This window comes from Bradyrhizobium sp. SMVTL-02 (genome assembly GCF_051853005.1).
Lineage (GTDB): Bacteria > Pseudomonadota > Alphaproteobacteria > Rhizobiales > Xanthobacteraceae > Bradyrhizobium.
Genome location: NZ_CP182469.1, coordinates 5599413 through 5621763, shown reverse-complemented (window position 1 = coordinate 5621763; position 22351 = coordinate 5599413). Strand labels below are relative to the sequence as shown.

The following is a 22351-nucleotide window of genomic DNA, read 5'->3' as shown; positions in this document are numbered from 1 at the left end:
CGCCCCCGCTAGGAGGGCGCCTCACCATTTGCAGCGGCGGATGTCTTGGCGGATGTCTTCGCAGTACTTCGCAACGACTTGACGATAATCGCGATCAGGGGCACCAGCATCGGTACAATCGAGCTCAGCGGATGATGCACCGCGCCCGACACCTGGGCCTGAAGCGCGCGAGCCTCGAGCTGAAGGGCCTCGATGGAGGCGCCGTGAATTTCATTGGCGAGCTCGATGTCGCGGCCGGACGGAGCACGGCCGGCGATGACGAAGAGAAGCGCCGCGATGGCAAAATTGACGGCGCCGAGAATGGCGGCTGCGGCAATCGCGCTCCAGACCTGGACCAGCGCGAAATAGGCCGACAGCTCCAGCATCAGGAGCCCGAACGCCGCGATCAGCGCCGCAAAGGCGCGCAGACCGAGGCCCATCAGGAGGTGGCGCAGCCTGATGTCCGCGATGATCCTGTCAGTACGCCACAAGAGGCGCAGATGTTTGACGACATTTTCGCTATTCACCTAGTGTCTCCTCAGCATGAAGCCGACGACGACGCCGAGTGCGAAGGCCGAGGCGAGCGAGGTGATCGGGCGATACGCGATGAGGCCCTGAAGCTGCTCCTGCTCGTCGCTGACGGTTTCACCGAGTTCGGCCAGCGCGGCCTTGATCTGATCGGCCAGCGCCTCGGCACGCTCTTTCGAGCTGTCGAACATCTCTTCGCCGGCGGTGCTCAAAAGGCGCGTGACGTCCACTTTCAAGGTCCGCAGTTCTTCGCTCAACGCGTCGCTGTCGAACATGGATTTGATGTTTCCATTGAATGAAGCGAACCCTAGGGCCCGCGGGCACGACCGCGCTTGACTTGCGTCAAGACGTGGGCCGGTCCTGCTCTTGAGACAGATCAAACCGGCCGCCACACGCTCGGCCTAGAAGTAGCGGCTGAATGGGGATCAATCGTCCCGATGAGGTGGAAGCGTGAACTCCGAACCGCTGTTGCTGGCAACGCCCTCTGGCGACGCGCTGAAATTGCGTCCGGAAGGGCCCTGGACCGCGGCGAACGTAACGGCGCTCGAAACGCTTTCCCGCTCGGTCGGAGCCGAGGTCGATCGGTCGCGAGTTGTGACCCTGGACATGTCGGGCGTCAGCGCACTGGATACGCTCGGCGCCTGGGTTCTGGAGAAATTGTCGCGCCGGGCCGCCTCGTCCGGCAGACCGGCCGAATTCGTCGGCGTCGCCGACCATTTCAGCGGTCTCATGGAGGAGGTGCGGCAGGTCAACCGCCATCCGCCAGCGCCGACGTCCGCGGCCAATCCGGTTCTGCTCAGGTTGAACGATCTCGGCAAGGCCACGGTCGGTGCGCGCGAAGACATCACCATCTTCCTGCAAATGCTCGGCGCTTTGTTCGTGGCCGTCGCGGGCGTGCTGCGCCGGCCGCGAACGCTGCGGCTGACGTCGGTGGTCTACCAGCTCTACCGCATCGGGTGGCAGGCGATCCCCATCGTCGTCCTGATCACGTTCCTGATCGGCGCCATCATCGCCCAGCAGGGATTCTTCCACTTCCGCAGGTTCGGCGCGGAATCCTACACCGTCGACATGGTCGGCATCCTGGTGCTGCGCGAGCTCGGCGTGTTGATCGTCGCCATCATGGTCGCGGGACGTTCGGGAAGCGCCTACACCGCCGAGCTCGGCTCGATGAAGATGCGCGAGGAGATCGACGCGCTCTCGACCATGGGGCTCGATCCCGTCGACGTCCTGATCCTGCCCCGCGTCGCGGCTCTCGTCATCGCGCTGCCGATCCTGGCCTTCATCGGATCGATTGCGGCGCTCTATGGCGGCGGCTTGGTTGCGCAGTTCTATGGCGACATGGGACCGGCGATCTACATTGCACGGCTGCATGAGGCGATTTCCGTCACCCATTTCGAGGTCGGCATCCTGAAGGCGCCGTTCATGGCGCTGGTGATCGGCATCGTTGCCTGCAGCGAGGGCCTGCGGGTCAAGGGCAGCGCCGAGTCGCTTGGGCGGCAGACCACGACGTCGGTGGTGAAGTCGATCTTCCTGGTGATCGTGCTCGACGGCCTGTTCGCGATCTTCTTCGCTTCGATCGGAATGTGACGATGAACGCCCAGCAGGAAGAGTTCGCGATCAGGGTTCGCGACCTCGTGGTAGGCTTCGGCCGCCAGACCGTACTCGACCACCTGTCGCTCGACGTCCGCCGCGGCGAGATCATCGGGCTGGTGGGCGCGTCCGGCGGCGGCAAGTCGGTGCTGATGCGGACCATCATCGGCCTGATCCAGCGCCGCAGCGGCACCATCGAGGTCATGGGACAGCCGATCGGTGGCGGCGCGCAAGGCGCGGCCACCGCCTGGGGCATCCTGTTCCAGCAGGGCGCGCTGTTCTCCTCGTTGACAGTCCGTCAGAACGTCCAGTTTCCGCTGCGCGAAAATCTCGTCCTGTCGCAGGAGTTGATGGACGAGATCGCGATCGCCAAGCTCGAGATGGTTGGACTGCGGGCGCAGGACGCCGACAAATATCCGGCGGAGCTGTCGGGCGGCATGACCAAGCGCGTGGCGCTGGCGCGCGCGCTTGCGCTGGATCCGCCGATCCTGTTCCTGGACGAGCCGACTTCCGGCCTCGATCCGATCGCCGCCGGCGATTTCGACGCGCTGATCAGGACCCTGCAAATGACCCTGGGGCTGACCGTGTTCATGGTCACCCACGATCTTGCCAGCCTAACCACGGTCTGCGACCGCGTCGCCGCGCTCGCCGACGGCAAGATCGTCGCGATCGGGCCGATGCGCGAACTGCTGCAATCCGAGCATCCCTGGGTGCGCGCCTATTTCCACGGCAAGCGCTCGCAGATGCTGCAACACGAGATGAGATGAGACATGGAAACCCGCGCTCCCTACGTGCTGATCGGCAGCTTCGTGCTGGCCGCGATTGTCGCGGTGTTCGGCTTCGTCTATTGGCTGAACAACACCGGCGGCATCGGGCCGCGGACGAACTATCACGTGCAATTCCAGGGACCGGTGCCGGGGCTGCTGGTCGGCGCCGGCGTGCTGTTCAATGGCATCCGCGTCGGCGAGGTGACCCAGCTCGGACTGGCGCCGGATAGTCCGCGCTTCGTCAACGCGACGATCTCGGTTGCCTCGGCAACGCCCGTGCGCGCCGACACCAGGGTCGGGCTCGATTTCCAGGGGCTCACCGGCGTGCCCGTGGTGACGCTGGAGGGCGGCACGATCGTCGCCAAATCCGGCGAGCCCCTGACCCTGATTGCCGAGGCCGGCGCAGGTCAGAGCATGACTCAGGCCGCGCGCGACGCGCTGCGGCGGGTCGACACCGTGCTGGAGGATAACTCCGGTCCGCTGAAGGACACCATCGCCAATCTCAAGACTTTCTCCGACGGGCTCGCGCGCAACACCGGCAAGATCGACGGCATCCTGGCTGGCCTCGAGAAGATGACGGGCGGCGGGGCACCGGCGCAGAAGATCACCTACGACCTGCGCGCGCCGCAGAACCTCGGCCCTCCCGGCAAGACGTTCTCTGCGTCGCTGGCCATTCCCGAGCCGACCGCCGTTGCAATGCTCCAGACCCAGCGCATGCTCTTCTCTCCCGTCGGTGACAATCCAGGCTTTGCCGAATTTATCTGGGCCGACAGCATTCCAAAACTGGTGCAGGCGCGACTGATCGACAGCTTCGAGAACTACGACATCGCGCATGCGCCGCTGCGCACGAGCGATCTCGGACAGGCAGACTACCAGCTTCTGATCGACATCAGGCGCTTCCGGATTGCCACGGAGGGCGAGACAAGGGCCGAGATCGCCCTGTCGGCGCGGATCGTCGACAAGAACGGCAAGGTGGTCGCGTCCCGCATCATTGCGGCCAGCGAGAAGCTCGACAAGGTCGAGCCAGCGGCTGCCGTCGCGGCGTTCGATGCGGCTTTCGCCCGCATCGCCAGGGAGCTGATCGGCTGGACGGTGCAGGCGGTCTAAAGCCGTCTATTCCAGCGTCTTCAGGTAGGACAGCAAATCGTGGATCTGGTCCGGACTGAGCTCGAAGGCGGGCATGTCGGCGTGACCGGTGTAGATGCCTTCCGCCAGTGCCTCGCCAAGGGTCTCGACCGGATAGCGCCGGTGCAGGGTGCGTAGCGGGGGCGCGATCTTGAGCGGGCTCTCGGACACGCGGTCGATCGCGTGACAGCGGGCGCAATTGGTCCGTGCAAAGGCTTTGCCGCGTTGTTCGGCGGTGGGGACGGCCAGGACCGGCGTGATCAGAAGCAGGCCAATCAGTCCTTGGCGGAGCGCGTGCTGAAACATGGAAGGAGGATCCCGTCGAACTCACGATGCAGAATAAAGGGGAGCGGGAGGCCAAAATTGATCTGGGTCAATCGCGTTTGTGGCGGCGCAGTAAAATGCAAGCCGCGCGTGGCGGACTCGGCCGGGGGCGGAGCTGGACCCCGCGCTTGGAGCGGTGGATGAAGCCTTCCGGGGTCACGATTGAGCCGAACGGACATTTCTGCAGCGATTGCGCCGTACGTGGATCGGCGGTTTGTTCGTCGTTGGATGCGGCCGAGCTCAGGGAGTTCGAGCATCTCGGACGGCGTGTCCATTTTTCCTCGGGCGAGACCGTGTTCTCCGAGGAGGACATCACGACCTCGTTCTACAACGTCCTCGAGGGCGTGATGCGGCTGTACAAGCTGCTGCCGGACGGCCGGCGGCAGATCGTGGGTTTCGCGTTGCCCGGTGATTTCCTCGGGATGAACCTTTCAGGCCGTCACAATTTTTCGGCCGATGCAATCGGCGCGGTGATCGTCTGCCAGTTCGCAAAAGCGCCCTTCAGCCGTTTCATCGAGGACCGTCCGCAGCTGCTGAGGCGCATCAACGAGCTGGCCGTTCGCGAGTTGAGCCAGGCACGCGACCACATGGTCCTGCTCGGCCGCCGCTCGGCGGACGAGAAGGTCGCCGCTTTCCTGCTCGGCTGGCGCGAACGGCTGTTGGCACTCGAGGAGCCGTCGGACACGGTTTCGCTTCCGATGAGCCGCCAGGACATCGCCGACTATCTCGGCCTCACCATCGAAACCGTCAGCCGCACCTTCACCAAGCTCGAACGCCACGGTGCGATCGAGATCGTTCACGGCGGAATCAGCGTGCGCGACCCGGCGCGCGTCGAGGCTCTCGCCGCAGCCTGAGACACTTTCCGCGACGCTCCCGAATTTTTGATCCCGATCAATGACGCCGAGGAGCGGTCGCGCATAGTGCCCTCAAACAATCCGGGAGGAGCACGATGCCCACAGACGCGTTGCTGATGACCATTGTCGTCGTCCCGATCTTCGTCACTTTCGCCGCAGCTCTGGCGTGGGCGGATCGGCAAACCAGCGCAGGCCGGATCGACCTCGATTCCAGGCGTTGATGCTCTCAATCGTAGATTCCGGTCCAATGTGCCTGCCGCCCACCCGCGCGCAGTCGGCGGCGCCTCGACACAACAACGACCTGCAGGGGCCCCACAACTCTGCATCGATGTGGTGCATTGGTGCATCCTTTGGATGCGGGCTTCGGGCCGGGCGGAGGCCTTTTCGCCGCATTTGCCTCAAGCGGTGGGCATGCTTTCCGGTTGAAAAGCCGGACAACACTGACTACGCAGGAACTCCAGTGCCTCGCAGCCTTAGGAGCCCAGCGGCGTGCCTCAGGACAAGACCGGCGACCCCCGACAATCGGCGGGCAACAAATTATCGGTCCTGCGCAAGCACCCGATCTTCGCGGATCTGGAGCCGGAAGCGCTCGATCAGCTTTGCCGCTACGCCAAGCACACGACCGTAAAGCGCGGCGCGACGATCGCCGCCAAGGGCGATCCCGGCAATAACCTGTTCGCGGTGATCACGGGGACTGTGAAGATATCCTCTTCATCGCCCGACGGGCGGAATGCGATTCTCAACCTGATCGGCCCCGGCGAGATCTTTGGCGAGATCGCGGTTCTCGACGGTGCGCCGCGATCCGCGGATGCGACCGCCAACACCAATTGCGAGCTCTACATCATCGACCGCCGCGACTTCCTGCCGTTCGTGAAGAGTCAGCCGGCGCTGGCAATGAAGTTTATCGAACTGCTCTGCGCGCGCCTGCGCTGGACCAGCCAGCAGGTCGAGCAGGTGATCCTGCAAAATCTGCCGGGCCGGCTCGCAAGCGCGCTGCTCGGCCTCACCGAGGAGCGCAAGCTCGACTCCGGCAGTGGCACGCTCGCCATCACCCAGCAGGAGATCAGCGAGATGGTGGGGATGACGCGCGAGAGCATCAACAAGCAACTGCGCGCCTGGGCCGGTCGCGGCTGGGTTCGTCTCGAGCATGGTGCCATCGTGGTGCTCGACACCGATGCGCTGCGCGAGCTCGCCGAGAGCGGCCTCGACGGCGAGTAATGCGTCGCGCCTAATCGTCGATAATGGCGACCGCGCGGGTCCAACCCGCCGAGGCGCGCTCGATCTTCACGGGGAAGCATGAGACCGTGAATCCGGTCGAGGGCAATCGATCGAGATTATGCAGCTTCTCGAGATGGCAATAACCAATGTGCCGGCCCGCCTTGTGGCCTTCCCAGATCAGGCCGGCGTCTTTTGTTTCGGCATATTTCTGCGCGGTGAAGACGAACGGCGCGTCCCAGCTCCAGCCATCGGTGCCGGTCAGCCGCACGCCGCGCTCGAGCAGATACATCGTCGCCTCATAGCCCATGCCGCAACCGGAGTTGACGTAACTGGCCTCGCCGAATTTGGCGCCGGCACTGGTGTTGACGACCACGATCTCCAGCGGGGATAGCGTGTGTCCGATGCGCTTGAGCTCCGTCTCGACGTCGCCGGCAGTCACGACATAGCCGTCAGCCAGATGCCGGAAGTCGAGCTTCACGCCGGGCTGAAAGCACCATTCCAGCGGCACTTCGTCGATGGTCCATGACCGCTCGCCGCGGTTCATGGTCGGATGAAAGTGCCAGGGCGCATCAAGATGCGTACCGTTATGGGTCGACAGCGAGACCTGCTCGACGGCCCAGCCCTGGCCGTCCGGCAGGTCTTCCGCCTTGAGGCCGTCGAAGAACTGCAGCATGCGCGGCAGGCCCTGCTGGTGGTCGATATAGGTGATGGTCGGGTGATTGCCGGGCGGATCGGATGTCACGTCGTTTCGGAGCGGCACGGAAATATCGATCAGCTTCCGCGGCATGGGCATTCCTTCGCGACAGTCCGGTGTTTGGGACATCCTGAGGGGCCTCGATTGGAGGCGTCAAGTCACGTGCCGGCGACGTCGAGCCAGCCCGCCATACCCACCATAATGCGAACTGCGCCAGAAATCGATCGATGCAACTCTTGCATCGATCGATGCCGGATTTGGCTTGGACAGGGAATGCCGCCCGCCCTAGGGACGACATTGGCGCTTGACTTCGCACCTGAAGTGGAGCGACCCAAGACGGCCTGCAGCCTGCCCGACAACGACATAATCACCTCAGGAGGAAGCCCCAGATGAAGACACTGACCGGTATCATCGCAGCCGCTGTGCTGGCTGTCTCAGCGCCGCTGGCGACTGCACGCGATTTCCGCTCCGCCGACATCCATCCCGCCGATTATCCCACCGTCGAGGCCGTCAAGTTCATGGGCAAGCAGCTCGCGACGGCGAGCGGCGGCAAGCTCGGCGTGAAGGTGTTTCCGAACGGCGCCCTGGGCTCGGAAAAGGACACCATCGAGCAGCTCAAGATCGGCGCGCTGGATATGATGCGGATCAACGCATCGCCGCTCAACAACTTCGTGCCCGAAACCATCGCCCTGTGCCTGCCCTTCGTGTTCCGCGACACGCAGCACATGCGCACCGTCCTTGATGGGCCAATCGGCGACGAGATCCTGGCGGCCATGGAGCCCGCGGGCCTGGTCGGCCTTGCCTATTACGACAGCGGCGCCCGGTCCATCTACACCGTCAAGGCTCCGGTCAAGTCGCTTGCCGACGTCAAGGGCCTCAAGATCCGCGTCCAGCAATCCGACCTCTGGGTCGGCATGATCCAGAGCCTCGGCGCCAACCCCACGCCCATGCCCTATGGCGAGGTCTATACCGCTCTCAAGACCGGTCTCGTGGACGCCGCCGAGAACAACTGGCCCTCCTACGAGTCTTCGCGCCATTTCGAGGCGGCCAAGTTCTACAACGTCACCGAGCACTCGCTCGCCCCCGAAGTTCTCGTGATGTCCAAAAAGGTCTGGGACACGCTGAGCAAGGAGGATCAGGCGTTGGTGCGCAAGGCGGCAAAGGAATCGGTGCCCGTCATGCGCAAGCTCTGGGACGAGCGCGAGCAGGCCTCCCGCAAGACCGTCGAGGCGGCCGGCGTTCAGGTGGTGACCGTCGGCAACAAGCAGGAGTTCGTCGACGCGATGAAGCCGGTGTACCAGAAGTTCGCCGGTGACGAGAAGCTGCAGAGCCTCGTCAGGCGTATCCAGGACACGAAGTAAGCGCACGCGGATCGGGTCCGGCGTCGCCGCCAGGTGACACCGGACCCTTCGCAAGGGAGGCGCGGGATGACAGACCCACACGTTGCAGATAACGAGCAGGAGGCGGTCACCGGACGCCCGTCCACCGGCCTGCTGTCGCGGATCAATGCACCCATCGCGCGCCTCGGCATGTACCTGTCGGTGACCGGACTGCTCGTCATCGTCACCATCGTCTTCTACCAGGTGTTCGGACGCTACGTGCTCAACTCCAGCCCGACGTGGACAGAGAATCTCGCGCTGGTCCTCATTCTATACGTCACACTCATCGGTGCTGCCGTCGGCGTCCGCGATGCCGGCCACATCGGCATGGACAGTCTGCTGGTCATGCTTCCGGATCGCGCGCGGGAAAAGATCGAGATCGTCATCCACGTTCTGGTCGCCGTGTTCGGCATCGCGATGGCCTATAACGGCTGGATTCTCGGCGCATCGGTTGGAACCGTGAAAATCCCCAATCTCGGCTTGCCTGAAGTGATCCGCTACGTGCCGCTGATCGCCTCGGGCATCCTCATCGTTTCCTTTTCCATCGAGCACATCGTTGCTCTCCTGCGCGGCGAAGAGGTCGTCCCCTCATGGAACTGATCATCCTCGGCGCCACCTTCTTCGGCTTCCTGATCCTCGGCGTCCCGGTAGCCTTCGCGATCGGCCTCTCCGCAATCTGCACCATCCTCTACGAAGGCCTGCCGGTCGCCGTCATCTTCCAGCAGATGATGTCGGGGATGAACATCTTCTCCTTCCTGGCCATCCCGTTCTTCGTCTTCAGCGGCGAGCTGATGCTGCATGGCGGCGTCGCCGACAAGATCGTGAAGCTCGCCAAGAATCTCGTCGGACACATCCGCGGCGGCCTCGGCATGTCGAACGTGGTCGCTTGCACGCTGTTCGGCGGCGTCTCCGGCTCGCCCGTGGCCGACGTGTCGGCGATGGGCGCGGTGATGATCCCGATGATGAAAAAGGAAGGGTTCGACACCGACTACGCCGTCAACGTCACCACCCACGCCTCGCTGGTGGGCGCGCTGATGCCGACCAGCCACAACATGATCATCTATGCGCTGGCCGCCGGCGGCAAGGTCTCGATCGGTGCGCTGATCGCCGCGGGCCTCCTCCCGGCGCTGGTGCTGATGGTGTGCATGCTGGTCGCTGCCTACGCTGTCGCGGTGAAGCGCGGCTATCCGGCCGGCAAGTTCCCGGGCTGGGCCGAAGTGTTCCGTTCGCTCGCCGCCGCACTGCCTGGCCTTTTGATCGTCGGGATCATTCTGGCCGGCATCCTGTCCGGCGTCTTCACGGCAACTGAATCGGCGGCCGTCGCGGTCACCTACACGATCCTGCTGACCTTCTTCATCTACCGCACCATGACCCTGCAGAACTTCCTGCGGGCCGCGGCCAAGGCGGTGAAGACGACGGGCGTGGTGCTGCTGCTGATCGGCGTCTCCACCATGTTCCAGTACCTGATGGGACTCTACGAGGTGGCCGATTTCGCCGGCGATCTCATGAGCAAGGTCTCGACGGAGCCCTGGATGATCTTCCTGCTCATCAACGTCATCCTGTTCGTACTCGGCACGTTCATGGACATGGCCGCGACCATCCTGATCTGCACGCCGATCTTCCTGCCGATCGCGATGAAGGCCGGTATGGATCCGGTGCAGTTCGGCATGCTGATGCTGATCAACTGCGCACTCGGTCTGAACACCCCGCCGGTCGGAACGACGCAGTTCGTCGGCTGCGCCATCGGCGGCATTTCGGTGGGCGCGGTGATGCGCACCATCCTGCCGTTCTACGCCGCGCTGATCGCGGCGCTGATGTTCGTGACCTACGTTCCCGCCTTCTCGCTGTGGCTGCCGCGTCTCTTGATGGGATACAAGGGATAGCTGCCGTGCTTGCGCCGGCCCTTGGCCGGCGGGCCGCCCTTTCGTAGTTTGCGTCACGACAACAGGGAGAATCCGTCCGTGACCGACTATCGCAAGCTCTTCGATCTCACCGGCAAGACGGCCGTGGTGCTCGGCGCCGCCTCAGGAATCGGCAAATCGTCGGCCGAGGCATTGGCGGGGCTCGGCGCCCGCGTCGTCTGCGCCGATCGCGCTCTTGACGCGGCGGACGCGACTGCCGGCGGCATTCGCGACAAGGGCGGCTGGGCGGAAGCAGCCAGCTGTGACGCTGCGAGCGCTGCGGACGTCAATGCGCTCGCCAAAACCGTGATGCAGAAATTTCCGCGGCTCGACATCGCCGTGACCACGCCCGGACTGAATATCCGAAAGACCATTCTCGACTACACAGAGGAGGATCTCGACCGCGTCCTCAACCTCAACGTCAAGGGCACGGTCTGGTTCTTCCAGGCCTTCGGTCGCATCATGGTCGCGCAGAAGGGCGGCAGCATCATTGCCTGCTCCTCGGTGCGCGCGGTGACCATCGAGCCTGGCCTTGGCGTCTACGGCTCCACCAAGGCGGCGATCGGGCTGTTGGTGAAGGGCTTTGCCTCCGAGGTCGGCCATGCCGGTGTTCGTGTCAACGCGATCGCGCCGAGCATCGCCGAGACCGCGCTGACCGGCCCGTTCAAGCAGCGTCCCGACATCTACAATCTCTACGCCGGCCACACCGTGTTCAACCGCTGGAGCAGTGCCGACGAGGTCGCCACCGCCGTTGCCTATCTGGCCTCGGACGCCGCAAGCTATGTCAGCGGCAGCACGCTGTTCGTCGACGGCGGCTGGACCGCCGTCGACGGTCCTCCCACCGGTCTCACCCAGTTGCACAAATAGCGGGTCAGCCGCGTCTAGCCGGCAAAGCCTAGGCGCTGGCGCAGTTCCTTGTGACCGGCGCCGGTCAGCAACGCGACCAGCGCGGCTGCTTCTTTCGGGTGTGCGGCCCGCGCGGTCACGCCGGCCGTGTACATCGTCACGAGCTCGTAGCCCGGCGGCAGCGCCCCCGACAGCGCGATGCCGTCGGTGGCGATGATCTCAGTCGCCTGGGTGCATCCGATCGGCCGTTTCGCAGTTGAAGCTGCAAGCTCCCGCATAGCCGTCGCACCGTTGGCAAAAATCCTGAGGCGCGAGGCCACCTCGTAGGCGATGCCGAGCTGATCCAGCACCTTTACGACGTGCTGTCCCGCGGTCGACGCCTTCGTGTCCGGGACGTAGATGGCGTCGGCGGAACGCAGCACGTCGCGCAAATCGGCTTCGGTCTTCACCATCGGCCTGGGATCGCGGCTGCGGACCGCCAGCGCGGTCTCCACCCGGCCGACATCCGCGATTGAGGTGGGGGTAACGAGCTTCTCCTCGGCAAGCTTCGCAAGCAGGGCCTGCGTCAGGATCACGAGATCGGCCGGCGTACCTGCGCGCAGCTTGTCGGCCATGATACCAACGGCGCCGAATTCGCCGTCAATGCTACAGCCGGTCTGCGCCTTGAAGGCATCAGTGAGGTCGCGCACCAGGCCTTGCGCCGCGCCGCCGCTCAAGATGTTCACTGTCGTCACGATGCGGGCTCCATGGCTGCAATGATCCTGTCGCGCGTGATCGGCAGGTCACGCACGCGCACGCCGAGACAATCAAACACGGCATTCGCGATCGCCGCCGTCACCGGTCCGTGCGCGGCTTCGCCGGCGCCGACCGGCTCGATCTCCGGCCGCTGGATGATCTCGACATCCACCGCCGGCGCTTCGCGGAAGGTCAGGATCGGATAATCCGTCCACGAAGTCGAGGTGATGCGTGTACGGTCGAAACGAACGCGCTCCTTCAGTACCCAGCTCGTCGCCTGGATCGCGCCGCCTTCGATCTGGTTGATGACGCCGTCCGGATTGATGGCCTCGCCGACATCGACCGCGAGCGTCAGCCATTTTACGCGGATGTCGTCGGCGCCTTCGATCTCTGCAATCGCGGCGCAATAGGCGCCCGTGTTCTTGTAGCGCGCAAAGCCGACGCCGTGGCCGATGCCGGCCTGCTTCTCAGATTTCCATTGCGCGCGTCGGGCTGCAGCGCGGATGACGTCGCGCGCCCGCTCGTCGCGGAGATGGCGCAGGCGGAATGCGACCGGGTCCTCGCCGCGCAAAGCGGCGATCTCATCGAGCAGGGACTCGATGGCGAACACATTGCCTTGTCCGCCCAGCGTCCGCAGCGCCGAGGTGCGCACCGGCATCGTCAGCAGCCGGTGGCTCGTGATCGTCCAGGCCGGGAGGTCATAGAGGGGAACAGAGTTGCGATCGCCACCGCCGCCATTGGCGACGGGCGGATTGGTCGAGATCGTGCGCAGGTGGGGGTTCGCGAGCTCGGTTGCCGCAAGCAACGCGGGATGCGCCGCACGCCCCGGCCGCGCGGCGTGGCCGTTGCTCCAGATCGCATGGCGCCAGCCGACGATTTCATGGTTCGCGTCGAGATCGGCCTCGATCTCGATGGCCATCGCCGCACCAAACGGCGCATGCGACATCTCGTCGTGGCGCGACCACTGCACCCGGACGGGTCGGCCGCCGGCGGCTTTTGCCAGCAGCACGGCATCGAGCGCGACGTCGTCGGCCGCGTTGTGTCCGTAGCAGCCGGCGCCCTCCATGTGCTCAACGACGATGTTCTCGGCCGGCAGCTTGAGCACGATGGCGAGATCGGCGCGGAGCAGATAGACGCCCTGGCTGTGCGTCCAGACGTGGACACGATCGCCGTCCCAGCGGGCCATGGCGCAGGACGGCGCGATCGAGGCATGGGCAATGTAGGGGCGGGTGTATTGCCTGCGGAGGGTTTGGGCAGGCGCGCGCGGCGACGACGGCCGCCGGGTGTCGATCACGGTGGTCTCGACCGGTTGGCTCTTCAGGAAGCTCGCGAGATCATCTTCATCGGGCAACGGCTCGCCGGCCGACCATGCCGCGCCCTTGCGCAAGGCTTTCAGCGCAGAGTCCGCCGCTGCCTCATGGTCAGCGACCACGCCGGCAAAGCCGCCATCGCGGGCGATCGCGAGGAGGCCCGGGACCGCACGTGCGGCTGTGTCGTCCAGCGCGATTAGCCTTGCGCCCGAGATGTCCGGCCGCAGCACGCGTCCGTGCAGCAAACCAGGCAACGCCCGGTCATGAATGAAGCGCGGCTGAGCGAACACCTTGTCGGGAATGTCCGCACGCTGGACGGAATATCCGGCGACGGCGCGCCTCGTGGCGAGCTTCGCTGTCGCGCCTGGGGTAGCGTCGTGGTCGAGCGAAACATCGCCCGCCAGCTCCCAATAACTGGTCCTGACATTGCCAGGACCCGAGATGGTGCCGTCATCGACAGCGAGCAACGCTGCGCCGACGCCGAGACGCTCGGAGGCCGCAAACACGAAACGCTGCCGCACCTCGGCACAGACGTGGCGGAGCGCGCGGCCGGATTGCTGGATCGAAAGGCTGCCTGAAGTGACGCCTTCGTTCGGGCTGGCTGCCGTCGAGGCACGGATCATCTCGATCCTTGATATCTCGACGTCGAGCTCGTCCGCTGCGATCTGCGCCAGCGCCGTGACGATGCCCTGGCCGATCTCGACCTTGCCCGGCGAGATCGCCACGCGTCCGTCCGCGGTGAATTTCACCCAGGACGACAGCCTTGGATTGGCCACTAGGCTGACCGGCAGCTTCGGGGCAGGGGAGCTCATGACGCCGCCATCTCCGACGCCGCGCGCAACACCGCACGCACCATGCGGTTATGCGATCCGCAGCGGCACAGATTGCGATCGAGTGCCTCTCTCACGTCGGCCTCGGTCGGCGATGCATTGCGCTTCAGCAGTGCCGCTGCGCTGATCAGGATGCCCGAAACGCAATAGCCGCATTGCATCGCCTGTTCGGCGATAAAGGCGCGTTGCAGCGGATGCGGCTGCCCTGCCGTGCCGAGGCCCTCCAGCGTTACGACGTCCTTGTCCGCGACCGCCCACATCGGCATGTCGCATGAGGTCATTGCGCGGTCATCGACCATGACATGGCAGGCGCCGCACTCTCCGGCGCCGCAGCCGAAATGCGCTCCGGTGATGCCGAGCCGGCTGTGCAGTACGTCGAGCAGCATCTGGTCGGGATCAGAATCCACGGCGATCGCAGCGCCGTTGAGTCGGAATTGAAGGGCGGGCATGAGCGGGACGGCCTCAGGACTTGTCGAACTTCTTGACGACATCGGCCCATTTCTCGATGTCGCCACGCAGGAATTTTTCGAATTCCTGCGGTGTCATTGACATGGGCAGGGCGCCCTGCTCGGTCCAGATTTTTATGATGTCCGGCCTCTTCACCATTGCGTTCACGGCGGCATTGAGCTTGTCGATGACGGGCTTGGGCGTGCCGGCCGGCGCCATCAGGCCAAGCCAGATGGTGGCTTCATAGCCGGGAACGCCGGCTTCGATCGTGGTCGGCACGTTCGGCAGCACCGCGGAGCGCTGCTTGCCTGTGGTTGCGAGCGGGCGAACCTGGTTTTCGGAAATGTTCGGCGTCATTGCCGGCACCGCGTCGATCATCATCTGCACCTGTCCGCCGATCACGCCGCTGCGCGCTTCGCCGCTGTTGCGGTAGGGAACGTGGACGATGTCGATGCCCGTTATCGCTTTGAACAGCTCGCCTGCCATGTGGTACGGCGTACCCTGGCCGGAGGAGGCATAGTTCAGGTTTCCGGGCTGCGCCTTTGCGAGCGCGATGAACTCGGCAAGCGTCTTCACCGGGACTTGCGGATTCACGACGATCACGAGATCGGAATAGTTCACCGGCGCGATCGGCGCGAGGTCGCGCATCAGCTCGTATTTGCGCTTGTCCGGTGTCAGCAGCGATTCATTCGCGGTCTGGGTGTTGGACATCATCAGCAGGGTGTAGCCGTCGGGCGGCGACTTTGCCGCTTCGACCGTGCCGATGACGCCGCCGGCGCCGGTGCGGTTCTCGATCACGAACGGCTGGCCAAAGCTCTCCTGGAAGATGTTGCCGATCAGCCGGGCCGCTACATCTGCCGGCCCGCCGGCCCGAACGGGACGACGATCCGCACCGCGTGCGTGGGATAGTCCTGTGCCAATGAGGAGGATGCGGCGAATGCGCCGAGCAGGCCGGCGGCCAGCGCAAGCATGAAGCTTCGGGCTGTCATGCCCACCTCCCTGATGTCGTTCTTGTTGGCCGGCACTCTAACGGCCGGGAAGGCGGACTGTCGACGCCTCACAACGCCGATCCGGCCGGGAACACACGGTTTTCGCGGTCGCGGCAGGAACCGCTGGCGCGCGCCGTTTGAGCAAATCGCATGGGCATTGCCGGCAAAATGCACTCGGCTGGCTGGTATTTTGGTGTTACGAACTGGAACATGAACCACCACGCCAAGATCGAAATCCGCCATTCCACCTGTCCGCATGATTGCCCCTCGGCCTGTGCCCTCGATGTCGAGGTGGTCGAGGGCCGCAGCATCGGCCGCGTCCGCGGCTCGAAGAAACAGACCTATACGGCCGGCGTCGTCTGCGCCAAGGTCGCCCGCTACGCCGAGCGCATCCATCACCCTGAGCGGGTGACATTCCCGATGCGCCGGATCGGGCCGAAGGGCTCGGGCCAGTTTGCGCGGATCTCGTGGGACGAGGCGCTGGACGAGATCGCGGAGCGCTTCAACCGGGCGGAGCGCGAGTTCGGCGCGGAATCGATCTGGCCCTATTACTACGCCGGCACGATGGGCCTCGTGATGCGCGACGGGCTCAACCGTCTCACGCATGTGAAAAAGTATTCGCGCTTCTATCAGACCATCTGCGCCAATGTGGGGCGCATCGGCTATGCGATCGGCACCGGCAAGATCGCCGGCGTCGATCCCCGCGAGATGGCGTTGTCCGATCTCGTGGTGATCTGGGGCACCAATCCGGTCAACACCCAGGTCAACGTGATGACGCACGCCTCGCGGGCCCGCAAAGAGCGCGGCGCCAGAATCGCCGCCGTCGATATCTACGACAACGAGACGATGAAGCAGGCTGATATCAAGATCCTCCTGCGTCCGGGCACCGACGGCGCGTTCGCCTGCGGCGTCATGCATGTCCTGTTCCGCGACGGCTATGCCGACCGTGCCTACATGGACAAATACACGGACTGCCCTGCCGAGCTCGAGGCGCATCTGAAGACGCGCACGCCGGAATGGGCTTCGTCCATCTGCGGCGTGCCGGTGGCGGAGATCGAGGCGTTTGCCAAGGCCGTCGGCGAAACCAAGCGGACGTTCTTCCGTTATGGCTACGGCTTTACGCGCAGCCGCAACGGCGCCGTGCAGATGCACGCGGCGAATTGCATTCCCGCGGTGACCGGCGCCTGGCAATATGAAGGCGGCGGCGCTTTCTTCAACAATTACGCGCTGTGGCACTTCAACGAATCCATCATCGAGGGGCACGACGCGATCGATCACAGCGTCCGCGCGCTCGACCAGTCCAAGATCGGCCGCATCCTCACCGGCGACGCCGAGGCGCTGCGCGGCAAGGGGCCGGTCAAGGCGATGCTGATCCAGAACACCAACCCGATGACGGTGGCGCCGGAGCAGGCGCTGGTCCGGCAGGGCTTTGCGCGCGAGGATCTGTTCGTGGCGGTGCACGAGCAGTTCATGACCGAGACGGCGCAGATGGCCGACATCGTGCTGCCGGCAACCATGTTCATGGAGCACGACGACCTCTATTACGGCGGCGGCCACCAGCACATCTCGGTCGGGCCGAAGCTGATCGATCCGCCCGGCGAATGCCGCTCCAATCATGAGGTCCTGCAGGCGCTGGCGCCGCGGCTTGGCGCGAAACATCAGGGCTTCGAGATGACGCCGCGCGAATTGATCGATGCGACGCTGAAGCTCAGCGACCACGGCGATATCGCTGCTCTTGAAGCGGATCTGTGGCGCGACCTGCAGCCGGATTTCCGCACCTCGCATTTTCTCGACGGCTTTGCCCATGCCGACAAGAAATTCCACTTCAGGGCGGATTGGGCGCACCCGCCGTTCGGCGTGACGATGGGCGATTTCGACAAGATGCCCGGATTGCCGGACCATTGGGCGGTGATCGAGCACGCCGATCAGGCCCATCCGTTCCGGCTCGCCACCAGCCCCTCGCGCAGCTTTCTCAACACCACCTTCAACGAGACGCCGTCTTCGCAGGCGCGCGAGGGCAAGGCGAGCGTGATGATTCATCCGCTCGATGCCGCCGCGCTCGATATCGCCGATGGCGACGCGGTGACGCTTGGCAATGCTCGCGGCGAAACCACGCTGACTGCGACGCTGTTCGAGGGCGTGAGACGCGGCGTGCTGATTGCGGAGTCCGTTCACCCGAACAAGAACCATATCGGCGGCCGCGGCATCAACATGCTGACCGGCGCGGACACCATCGCGCCGATCGGCGGGGCCGCATTCCACGACAACAAGGTCTGGATCAGGAGAGCGGTCGCCTGAGCGCGCCCGGCGATCGCCGCACGATTTGTGTCGAGGCGCTAAAGCGGCGCCGCGCCACAGTTTGCGCTTGCACCTCTCGCCCGAGCTGCCGCAAATAGCGGCAAGCGGGAGCAAGGAAGCGAGGGTGCCATGACCGACACCACAGCCGTCATCACCGAAAAGCGCGGGCAGGCGTTCTGGATCACGATCAACCGGCCGGAGAAGCGCAACGCGCTGAACGGCGACGTGATCGCCGGCATCAGCAAGGGTTATCGCGACGCGCATGAGGACAAGGACGTCCGTGTCATCGTGCTGACGGGCGCGGGCGACAAGGCATTCTGCGCGGGCGCGGACCTGCAGAACTCCGGTGCCGCCTTCGCGATGGATCATTCCAAGCCGAATGTCGACTATGCCGATCTTCTGCGCCTGTCGCAGAACGCGACCAAGCCAGCGATTGCGCGGGTCGGCGGCGTCTGCATGGCCGGCGGCATGGGCCTGCTCTGCATGACCGACATGGCTGTTGCGGCCGATCACGTCGTCTTCGGCCTGCCCGAGGTGAAGGTCGGCGTATTCCCGATGCAGGTTCTGAGCCTGATGCAGAGGATCGCGCCGCCGCGGCTCGTCAACGAATGGGCGCTCACGGGCGAGCCGTTCGATGCGAAGGCCGCACAAGGGGCGGGCCTGCTCAACTACGTCGTGCCGGCGGCCGAGCTCGACGCCAAGGTCGACTGGCTGATCGGTCGCATCGTCGACAAATCTCCGACCGCGATCCGTCGCGGCAAATACGCCATGCGCGCCATCGCCGCGATGTCGTTCGACGAGAGCATCGCATACACCGAAAGCCAGATCGCGCTGCTGGCGATGACCGAGGACGCCAAGGAAGGGCTGAAGGCGTTCAGCGAGAAGCGCAAGCCGGTCTGGACGGGGAGGTGAGGGTCGGTGCGACGCAATCAGCATCGCACCGGGAGCCTCGAAGGATGCACGGCCGAGATGCAGCTCGGCCATTGCCCTTCGAGGCCTCCACTTCGCTCCGGCGTTTCGGGGTGACGGGGATGGCGCCGTCTACCCCGCGTTCGGCTTCAGCCCCGCCGCCTGAATGCCCGCCACCGCACAGGCTTCGTCATTGTCCGACGTATCGCCGGACACACCCACCGCGCCGAGCAAGGTCGTGCCGTCCATGATCAGCACGCCGCCGGGGACCGGCACCAAGGCGCCCTTGGCGATGGTGTTCACTGCATCGATGAAATAGGCCTGCTCCTGCGCGCGCTGAAACAGCGCGCGCGAGCCCATGCCCATCGCGAGGGCGCCATAGGCCTTGCCGTGCGCGATCTCGGCGCGCATCAGGCTGGTGCCGTCCTGCGCCGCCGCGAGCTTGAGCACGCCGCGGGCGTCGAGGATGGTGACGACCAGCGGCTTGAGCTTCAGCTCGCCGGCCTTCGCGAAGGCGGCGTCGAGGATCTTGCGAGCCGTGTCGAGGGTGAGTTCAGCCATGACTTGTTTCCTTTGTAACGGGAGTGGAATCGGTTTCAGCGCGATCGAGGCTCATCGCCAGCACGCGCGCGACGTGAAGCGCCTCGCGCTGTGCGCCGTCGTGGATTTGATGCCGGCAGGAGGTGCCGTCGGCAACGACAAGCGTATCTGGAGCCGCGCGCCGCACGGCCGGCAGCAGCGAGAGCTCGGCCATCTCGATCGATGCATCGTAAGTGTCCACGCCGTAGCCGAAGGCGCCGGCCATGCCGCAGCAACTGGACTCGATCGTTTCGACCTTGAGGCCGGGGACGAGACGCAGCACCTGCTCGACCGGCTTGAAGGCGCCGAAGGATTTTTGATGGCAATGGCCGTGCACCACGGCCTTGTCGGCGACGGTGCCGAGCGGCAGCTGCAGCCGTCCGGCCTCGGCCTCGCGCACCAGAAATTCCTCGAACGTCAGCGCATGGGCGCCGACGGCCTTGGCGTCGTCGTCCTTGCGCAGAGATGCGAGCTCGTCGCGCAGCGTCATGAGGCAGCTCGGCTCCAGGCCGACGATCGGCACGCCGCGCGCCGCGAACGGCGCGAAGGCGGAGACCAGCCGGTCGAGCTCGGCTTCGGCTTCGTCGACGAGGCCGGCCGAGAGGAAGGTTCGGCCGCAGCACAGCGGCCGGCGGCCACTCGCAGGCTTTGGCAGGTGCACGCGATAGCCGCCCGCGGTGAGCACGCGCAGCGCAGCGTCGAGGTTCTCGCGCTCATAGACGCGATTGAAAGTATCTGTAAAGAGCACGACCTCGCGGCCGCTCTCCGGGCCGACACTGTCAGCTGGCGGCACGAACACATCGCTGCGGAAGGCCGGTAGCGCACGGCGCGCGCTGATGCCGGCAAACCGCTCGAACAGCTTTCGCAGCAGCGGACTGCGGTTGCGCAGGTTCGCCAGCGGCGCAAAGCGGGAGGCGAGGCCGGCATAGCGCGGCAGGTAGCCGACCAGGCGATCGCGCAGCGTCAGGCCGTGGGAGGTGGCGCGCGCGGCCAACACCTCGATCTTCATCTTGGCCATGTCGACGCCCGTCGGGCATTCATGGCGGCAGGCCTTGCAGGAGACGCAGAGTTTGAGCGTCTCCATCATCTCGTCGGAGGCGAGCGCGTCGGGGCCGAGCTGGCCGGAGATCGCCAGGCGCAAGGTGTTGGCGCGGCCGCGCGTGACGTCCTTCTCGTTGCGCGTCGCGCGATAGGACGGGCACATCACGCCGCCCTCGAGCTTGCGGCAGGCGCCGTTGTTGTTGCACATCTCGACCGCGCCCTGGAAACCGCCGCCGGCGCCGGGGTAGGCGGACCAATCGAGCTTCGTCTTGAGATCGCCGACGCGGTAGTCGGGCTTGAAGCGGAACAGCGTGCGGTCGTCCATCCTGGGCGCATCAACGATCTTGCCGGGATTGAGCACGCCCTCGGGATCGAAGCGCTGCTTCACCTCCCTGAAGTCGGCGACCAGGCGCTCGCCGAACATGGTCTCGTGGAATTCGGAGCGCACCAGGCCGTCGCCATGCTCGCCGGAATGCGAGCCCTTGTACTCGCGCACCAAGGCGAAGGCCTCCTCGGCGATGGCGCGCATCGCCTTGACGTCTTTCTCGAGCTTCAGGTTCAGCACCGGGCGCACATGCAGGCAGCCTTCGGAGGCGTGGGCGTACATCGTGCCGCTGGTGCCGTGCTTCGCAAACACCTCGTTCAGCCGCGCGGTGTAGTCGGCGAGGTGCGGCAGCGGCACGGCGCAGTCCTCGACGAAGGAGACCGGCTTGCCCTCCTGCTTCATCGACATCATGACATTGAGGCCGGCCGCGCGGAAATCGGCGATGCCGCTCTGCAGCGCGGGCTCTGATATCTCGACCACGCCGCCCCATTTGCGCGGCTCGTTGTTCCATCCGAAGCCGAGATCGCCCATCAGCTCGCCGAGCTGCTTGAGACGCACCAGATTGTCGGCCTGATCTTCTTCGGCGAACTCGACCACCAGCACGGCGTCCGGATCGCCCTTGATCGCCGCGGAGATGATCGGGCGGAACATCGTGATATCACGGCCGAGCGCGATCATGGTTCGGTCCACCAGCTCGACCGCAATCGGCTTCAGCTTGACGAGGTGCTGGGCCGCGTCCATCGCCTCGTAGAAGCTGCCGAAATGGCAGACGCCGAGCGCCTTGTTGCGGATCACGGGCCAGAGCTTGAGCTCGACCCTGGTGCTGAAGGCGAGGGTGCCTTCCGAGCCGACCAGCAGATGCGCCATGTTGTTGGGCGCGTTGCGCGGCACCAGCGCATCGAGATTGTAGCCTCCGACCCGGCGCTGCACTTTCGGAAAGCGCGCCGCGATCTCGTCAGCCTCGCGCGTGCCGAGATCGAGCATGTCGCGGAACAGGGCGCGGGTGCTGTCGGGTGCCTCAAGCTCGGAGAGGTCGCGCGAGACCTCGCCGAACCGACTCAGCGTGCCGTCGGCGAGCGATGCCTCCATCGACAGCGTGTTGTCGCGCATGGTGCCATAGCGAAGCGAGCGGCCGCCGCAGGAATTGTTGCCGGCCATCCCGCCGATGGTGGCGCGCGAGGCGGTGGAGACGTCGACGGGAAACCACAGGCCGTGCTTTTTCAGCTGTCGGTTGAGCTCGTCGAGCACGATGCCGGGCTCTACCACGCAGGTGCGGCCCTCGACGTCGAGCGACAGGATGCGGTTGAGGTGCTTGGAGAGATCGATCACCAGGCCGTCATTGACGGTCTGGCCACACTGCGAGGTGCCGCCTCCGCGCGGGGTGACCGTCACCCCCTCGTCGCGGGCGATCGCCAGCGCCCTCAAGGCCTCGTCCATGGTCTTCGGCACCACCACGCCCGCCGGCATGATCTGGTAGAACGAGGCGTCGGTGGCGTAGCGACCGCGGCTAAAGCCGTCGAACAGGACGTCACCGGTCAATTCCGACCGCAGGCGCCGTTCGAGCGAGGAGGCGTTTGTCATCCCTGATCCCGGACTGACCCAGTAAGGCTCAGCCTTGCTGAGTTATTCATTATTGTTCCTGACCGATTATATTATGAATTCAAAATGAGCAAGCCGGCCGCT

The 22351-nt window shown here is 65.0% G+C and carries 21 protein-coding genes and 1 pseudogene; 12 read left to right on the top strand and 10 right to left on the bottom strand.

Translation table 11 applies throughout. The features are described from left to right. Positions 1–8: 8 nt before the first annotated feature. Positions 9–506: a phage holin family protein gene (locus ACNJYB_RS26850; RefSeq protein ID WP_439369480.1), complete on the bottom strand. Its 498-nt coding sequence runs from the start codon at positions 504–506 to the stop codon at positions 9–11. Further along, positions 507–782 carry a hypothetical protein gene (locus ACNJYB_RS26845; RefSeq protein ID WP_439369478.1) on the bottom strand — a complete coding sequence of 92 codons (276 nt, stop codon included), beginning with the start codon at positions 780–782 and terminating at the stop codon, positions 507–509. 175 nt (positions 783–957) lie between these two features. Here ACNJYB_RS26845 and ACNJYB_RS26840 point away from each other — a divergent pair, with 175 nt between their 5' ends. Genes ACNJYB_RS26840 through ACNJYB_RS26830 form a run of 3 tightly spaced genes read left to right on the top strand, consistent with a single transcriptional unit; the run spans position 958 to position 3971 of the window. Further along, positions 958–2094: an ABC transporter permease gene (locus ACNJYB_RS26840; RefSeq protein WP_439369476.1), complete on the top strand. Its 1137-nt coding sequence runs from the start codon at positions 958–960 to the stop codon at positions 2092–2094. A gap of 2 nt (positions 2095–2096) precedes the next feature. Continuing rightward, positions 2097–2864, top strand: coding sequence for an ABC transporter ATP-binding protein (locus ACNJYB_RS26835; RefSeq protein WP_439369474.1), 768 nt, complete (start codon positions 2097–2099; stop codon positions 2862–2864). Positions 2865–2867: 3 nt separating this feature from the next. Further along, positions 2868–3971, top strand: coding sequence for an ABC-type transport auxiliary lipoprotein family protein (locus ACNJYB_RS26830; RefSeq protein WP_439369472.1), 1104 nt, complete (start codon positions 2868–2870; stop codon positions 3969–3971). A 6-nt stretch (positions 3972–3977) separates the two neighbouring features. On the opposite strand, the gene ACNJYB_RS26825 is transcribed toward ACNJYB_RS26830, so the two are convergent. Continuing rightward, a complete protein-coding gene (locus tag ACNJYB_RS26825; protein WP_439369471.1) occupies positions 3978–4295 on the bottom strand; it encodes a c-type cytochrome in 318 nt (105 codons plus the stop codon). A gap of 158 nt (positions 4296–4453) precedes the next feature. Here ACNJYB_RS26825 and ACNJYB_RS26820 point away from each other — a divergent pair, with 158 nt between their 5' ends. The 3 genes from ACNJYB_RS26820 to ACNJYB_RS26810 all read left to right on the top strand — a co-directional run bounded on the left by ACNJYB_RS26820 (position 4454) and on the right by ACNJYB_RS26810 (position 6385). Then, a complete protein-coding gene (locus ACNJYB_RS26820) occupies positions 4454–5167 on the top strand; it encodes a Crp/Fnr family transcriptional regulator (RefSeq protein WP_439369470.1) in 714 nt (237 codons plus the stop codon). A 95-nt stretch (positions 5168–5262) separates the two neighbouring features. Beyond that, entirely contained in the window at positions 5263–5388 is a 126-nt protein-coding gene (locus tag ACNJYB_RS26815) for a hypothetical protein (RefSeq protein ID WP_439369468.1), read from the top strand. 268 nt (positions 5389–5656) lie between these two features. Beyond that, on the top strand, positions 5657–6385 hold the full coding sequence (locus ACNJYB_RS26810) for a Crp/Fnr family transcriptional regulator (protein WP_183239786.1): 729 nt from the start codon (positions 5657–5659) through the stop codon (positions 6383–6385). 10 nt (positions 6386–6395) lie between these two features. Here ACNJYB_RS26810 and ACNJYB_RS26805 read toward each other — a convergent pair whose 3' ends face one another. After that, positions 6396–7172, bottom strand: a complete 777-nt coding sequence (locus tag ACNJYB_RS26805) for a cyclase family protein (RefSeq protein ID WP_439369467.1) — start codon at positions 7170–7172, stop codon at positions 6396–6398. 296 nt (positions 7173–7468) lie between these two features. On the opposite strand from ACNJYB_RS26805, the gene ACNJYB_RS26800 reads away from it, so the two are divergent. From ACNJYB_RS26800 to ACNJYB_RS26785, 4 genes are all read left to right on the top strand, one after another. Further along, positions 7469–8440 (top strand): TRAP transporter substrate-binding protein, encoded by a 972-nt coding sequence (locus ACNJYB_RS26800; protein WP_439369466.1) that lies wholly within the window; start codon positions 7469–7471, stop codon positions 8438–8440. A gap of 66 nt (positions 8441–8506) precedes the next feature. After that, positions 8507–9058, top strand: coding sequence for a TRAP transporter small permease (locus ACNJYB_RS26795; RefSeq protein WP_439369465.1), 552 nt, complete (start codon positions 8507–8509; stop codon positions 9056–9058). Continuing rightward, positions 9049–10341 carry a TRAP transporter large permease gene (locus tag ACNJYB_RS26790; RefSeq protein WP_439369464.1) on the top strand — a complete coding sequence of 431 codons (1293 nt, stop codon included), beginning with the start codon at positions 9049–9051 and terminating at the stop codon, positions 10339–10341. Before ACNJYB_RS26795 ends, ACNJYB_RS26790 begins: the two co-directional genes overlap by 10 nt. A 78-nt stretch (positions 10342–10419) precedes the next feature. Continuing rightward, complete coding sequence (locus tag ACNJYB_RS26785; RefSeq protein WP_439369462.1) at positions 10420–11226, top strand: SDR family NAD(P)-dependent oxidoreductase; 807 nt, start codon at positions 10420–10422, stop codon at positions 11224–11226. Between the two features lie 14 nt (positions 11227–11240). Here ACNJYB_RS26785 and ACNJYB_RS26780 read toward each other — a convergent pair whose 3' ends face one another. From ACNJYB_RS26780 to ACNJYB_RS26765, 4 genes and pseudogenes are all read right to left on the bottom strand, one after another. After that, positions 11241–11939: a molybdate ABC transporter substrate-binding protein gene (locus tag ACNJYB_RS26780; protein ID WP_439369461.1), complete on the bottom strand. Its 699-nt coding sequence runs from the start codon at positions 11937–11939 to the stop codon at positions 11241–11243. After that, on the bottom strand, positions 11936–14062 hold the full coding sequence (locus ACNJYB_RS26775; RefSeq protein ID WP_439369460.1) for a molybdopterin cofactor-binding domain-containing protein: 2127 nt from the start codon (positions 14060–14062) through the stop codon (positions 11936–11938). Before ACNJYB_RS26775 ends, ACNJYB_RS26780 begins: the two co-directional genes overlap by 4 nt. After that, complete coding sequence (locus ACNJYB_RS26770; protein WP_439369459.1) at positions 14059–14529, bottom strand: (2Fe-2S)-binding protein; 471 nt, start codon at positions 14527–14529, stop codon at positions 14059–14061. Before ACNJYB_RS26770 ends, ACNJYB_RS26775 begins: the two co-directional genes overlap by 4 nt. 13 nt (positions 14530–14542) lie before the next feature. Then, positions 14543–15516: pseudogene (locus ACNJYB_RS26765) on the bottom strand (Bug family tripartite tricarboxylate transporter substrate binding protein). A gap of 210 nt (positions 15517–15726) precedes the next feature. On the opposite strand from ACNJYB_RS26765, the gene ACNJYB_RS26760 reads away from it, so the two are divergent. Both ACNJYB_RS26760 and ACNJYB_RS26755 read left to right on the top strand, forming a co-directional pair. Next, positions 15727–17814: a molybdopterin oxidoreductase family protein gene (locus ACNJYB_RS26760; protein WP_439369457.1), complete on the top strand. Its 2088-nt coding sequence runs from the start codon at positions 15727–15729 to the stop codon at positions 17812–17814. Positions 17815–17943: 129 nt separating this feature from the next. Beyond that, positions 17944–18726: an enoyl-CoA hydratase/isomerase family protein gene (locus ACNJYB_RS26755; RefSeq protein WP_439369456.1), complete on the top strand. Its 783-nt coding sequence runs from the start codon at positions 17944–17946 to the stop codon at positions 18724–18726. A gap of 129 nt (positions 18727–18855) precedes the next feature. Here the strand turns inward: ACNJYB_RS26755 and ACNJYB_RS26750 are convergent, their stop codons facing one another. Both ACNJYB_RS26750 and ACNJYB_RS26745 read right to left on the bottom strand, forming a co-directional pair. Continuing rightward, on the bottom strand, positions 18856–19284 hold the full coding sequence (locus tag ACNJYB_RS26750) for a GlcG/HbpS family heme-binding protein (RefSeq protein WP_439369455.1): 429 nt from the start codon (positions 19282–19284) through the stop codon (positions 18856–18858). Continuing rightward, the gene (locus ACNJYB_RS26745; protein WP_439369454.1) at positions 19277–22249 is read right to left on the bottom strand and encodes an FAD-binding and (Fe-S)-binding domain-containing protein; all 2973 of its coding nucleotides are present in this window, start codon (positions 22247–22249) and stop codon (positions 19277–19279) included. The genes ACNJYB_RS26750 and ACNJYB_RS26745 overlap by 8 nt, the downstream gene beginning before the upstream one ends. Positions 22250–22351 lie beyond the last annotated feature (102 nt).

Coding starts and splice junctions, on each gene's coding strand:
- ACNJYB_RS26845 (WP_439369478.1), bottom strand. CDS start 782: ATGTTCGACAGCGACGCGTTGAGCGAAGAACTGCGGACCTTGAAAGTG.
- ACNJYB_RS26835 (WP_439369474.1), top strand. CDS start 2,097: ATGAACGCCCAGCAGGAAGAGTTCGCGATCAGGGTTCGCGACCTCGTG.
- ACNJYB_RS26830 (WP_439369472.1), top strand. CDS start 2,868: ATGGAAACCCGCGCTCCCTACGTGCTGATCGGCAGCTTCGTGCTGGCC.
- ACNJYB_RS26825 (WP_439369471.1), bottom strand. CDS start 4,295: ATGTTTCAGCACGCGCTCCGCCAAGGACTGATTGGCCTGCTTCTGATC.
- ACNJYB_RS26820 (WP_439369470.1), top strand. CDS start 4,454: ATGAAGCCTTCCGGGGTCACGATTGAGCCGAACGGACATTTCTGCAGC.
- ACNJYB_RS26815 (WP_439369468.1), top strand. CDS start 5,263: ATGCCCACAGACGCGTTGCTGATGACCATTGTCGTCGTCCCGATCTTC.
- ACNJYB_RS26805 (WP_439369467.1), bottom strand. CDS start 7,172: ATGCCGCGGAAGCTGATCGATATTTCCGTGCCGCTCCGAAACGACGTG.
- ACNJYB_RS26800 (WP_439369466.1), top strand. CDS start 7,469: ATGAAGACACTGACCGGTATCATCGCAGCCGCTGTGCTGGCTGTCTCA.
- ACNJYB_RS26795 (WP_439369465.1), top strand. CDS start 8,507: ATGACAGACCCACACGTTGCAGATAACGAGCAGGAGGCGGTCACCGGA.
- ACNJYB_RS26790 (WP_439369464.1), top strand. CDS start 9,049: ATGGAACTGATCATCCTCGGCGCCACCTTCTTCGGCTTCCTGATCCTC.
- ACNJYB_RS26775 (WP_439369460.1), bottom strand. CDS start 14,062: ATGAGCTCCCCTGCCCCGAAGCTGCCGGTCAGCCTAGTGGCCAATCCA.
- ACNJYB_RS26770 (WP_439369459.1), bottom strand. CDS start 14,529: ATGCCCGCCCTTCAATTCCGACTCAACGGCGCTGCGATCGCCGTGGAT.
- ACNJYB_RS26760 (WP_439369457.1), top strand. CDS start 15,727: ATGAACCACCACGCCAAGATCGAAATCCGCCATTCCACCTGTCCGCAT.
- ACNJYB_RS26755 (WP_439369456.1), top strand. CDS start 17,944: ATGACCGACACCACAGCCGTCATCACCGAAAAGCGCGGGCAGGCGTTC.
- ACNJYB_RS26750 (WP_439369455.1), bottom strand. CDS start 19,284: ATGGCTGAACTCACCCTCGACACGGCTCGCAAGATCCTCGACGCCGCC.
- ACNJYB_RS26745 (WP_439369454.1), bottom strand. CDS start 22,249: ATGACAAACGCCTCCTCGCTCGAACGGCGCCTGCGGTCGGAATTGACC.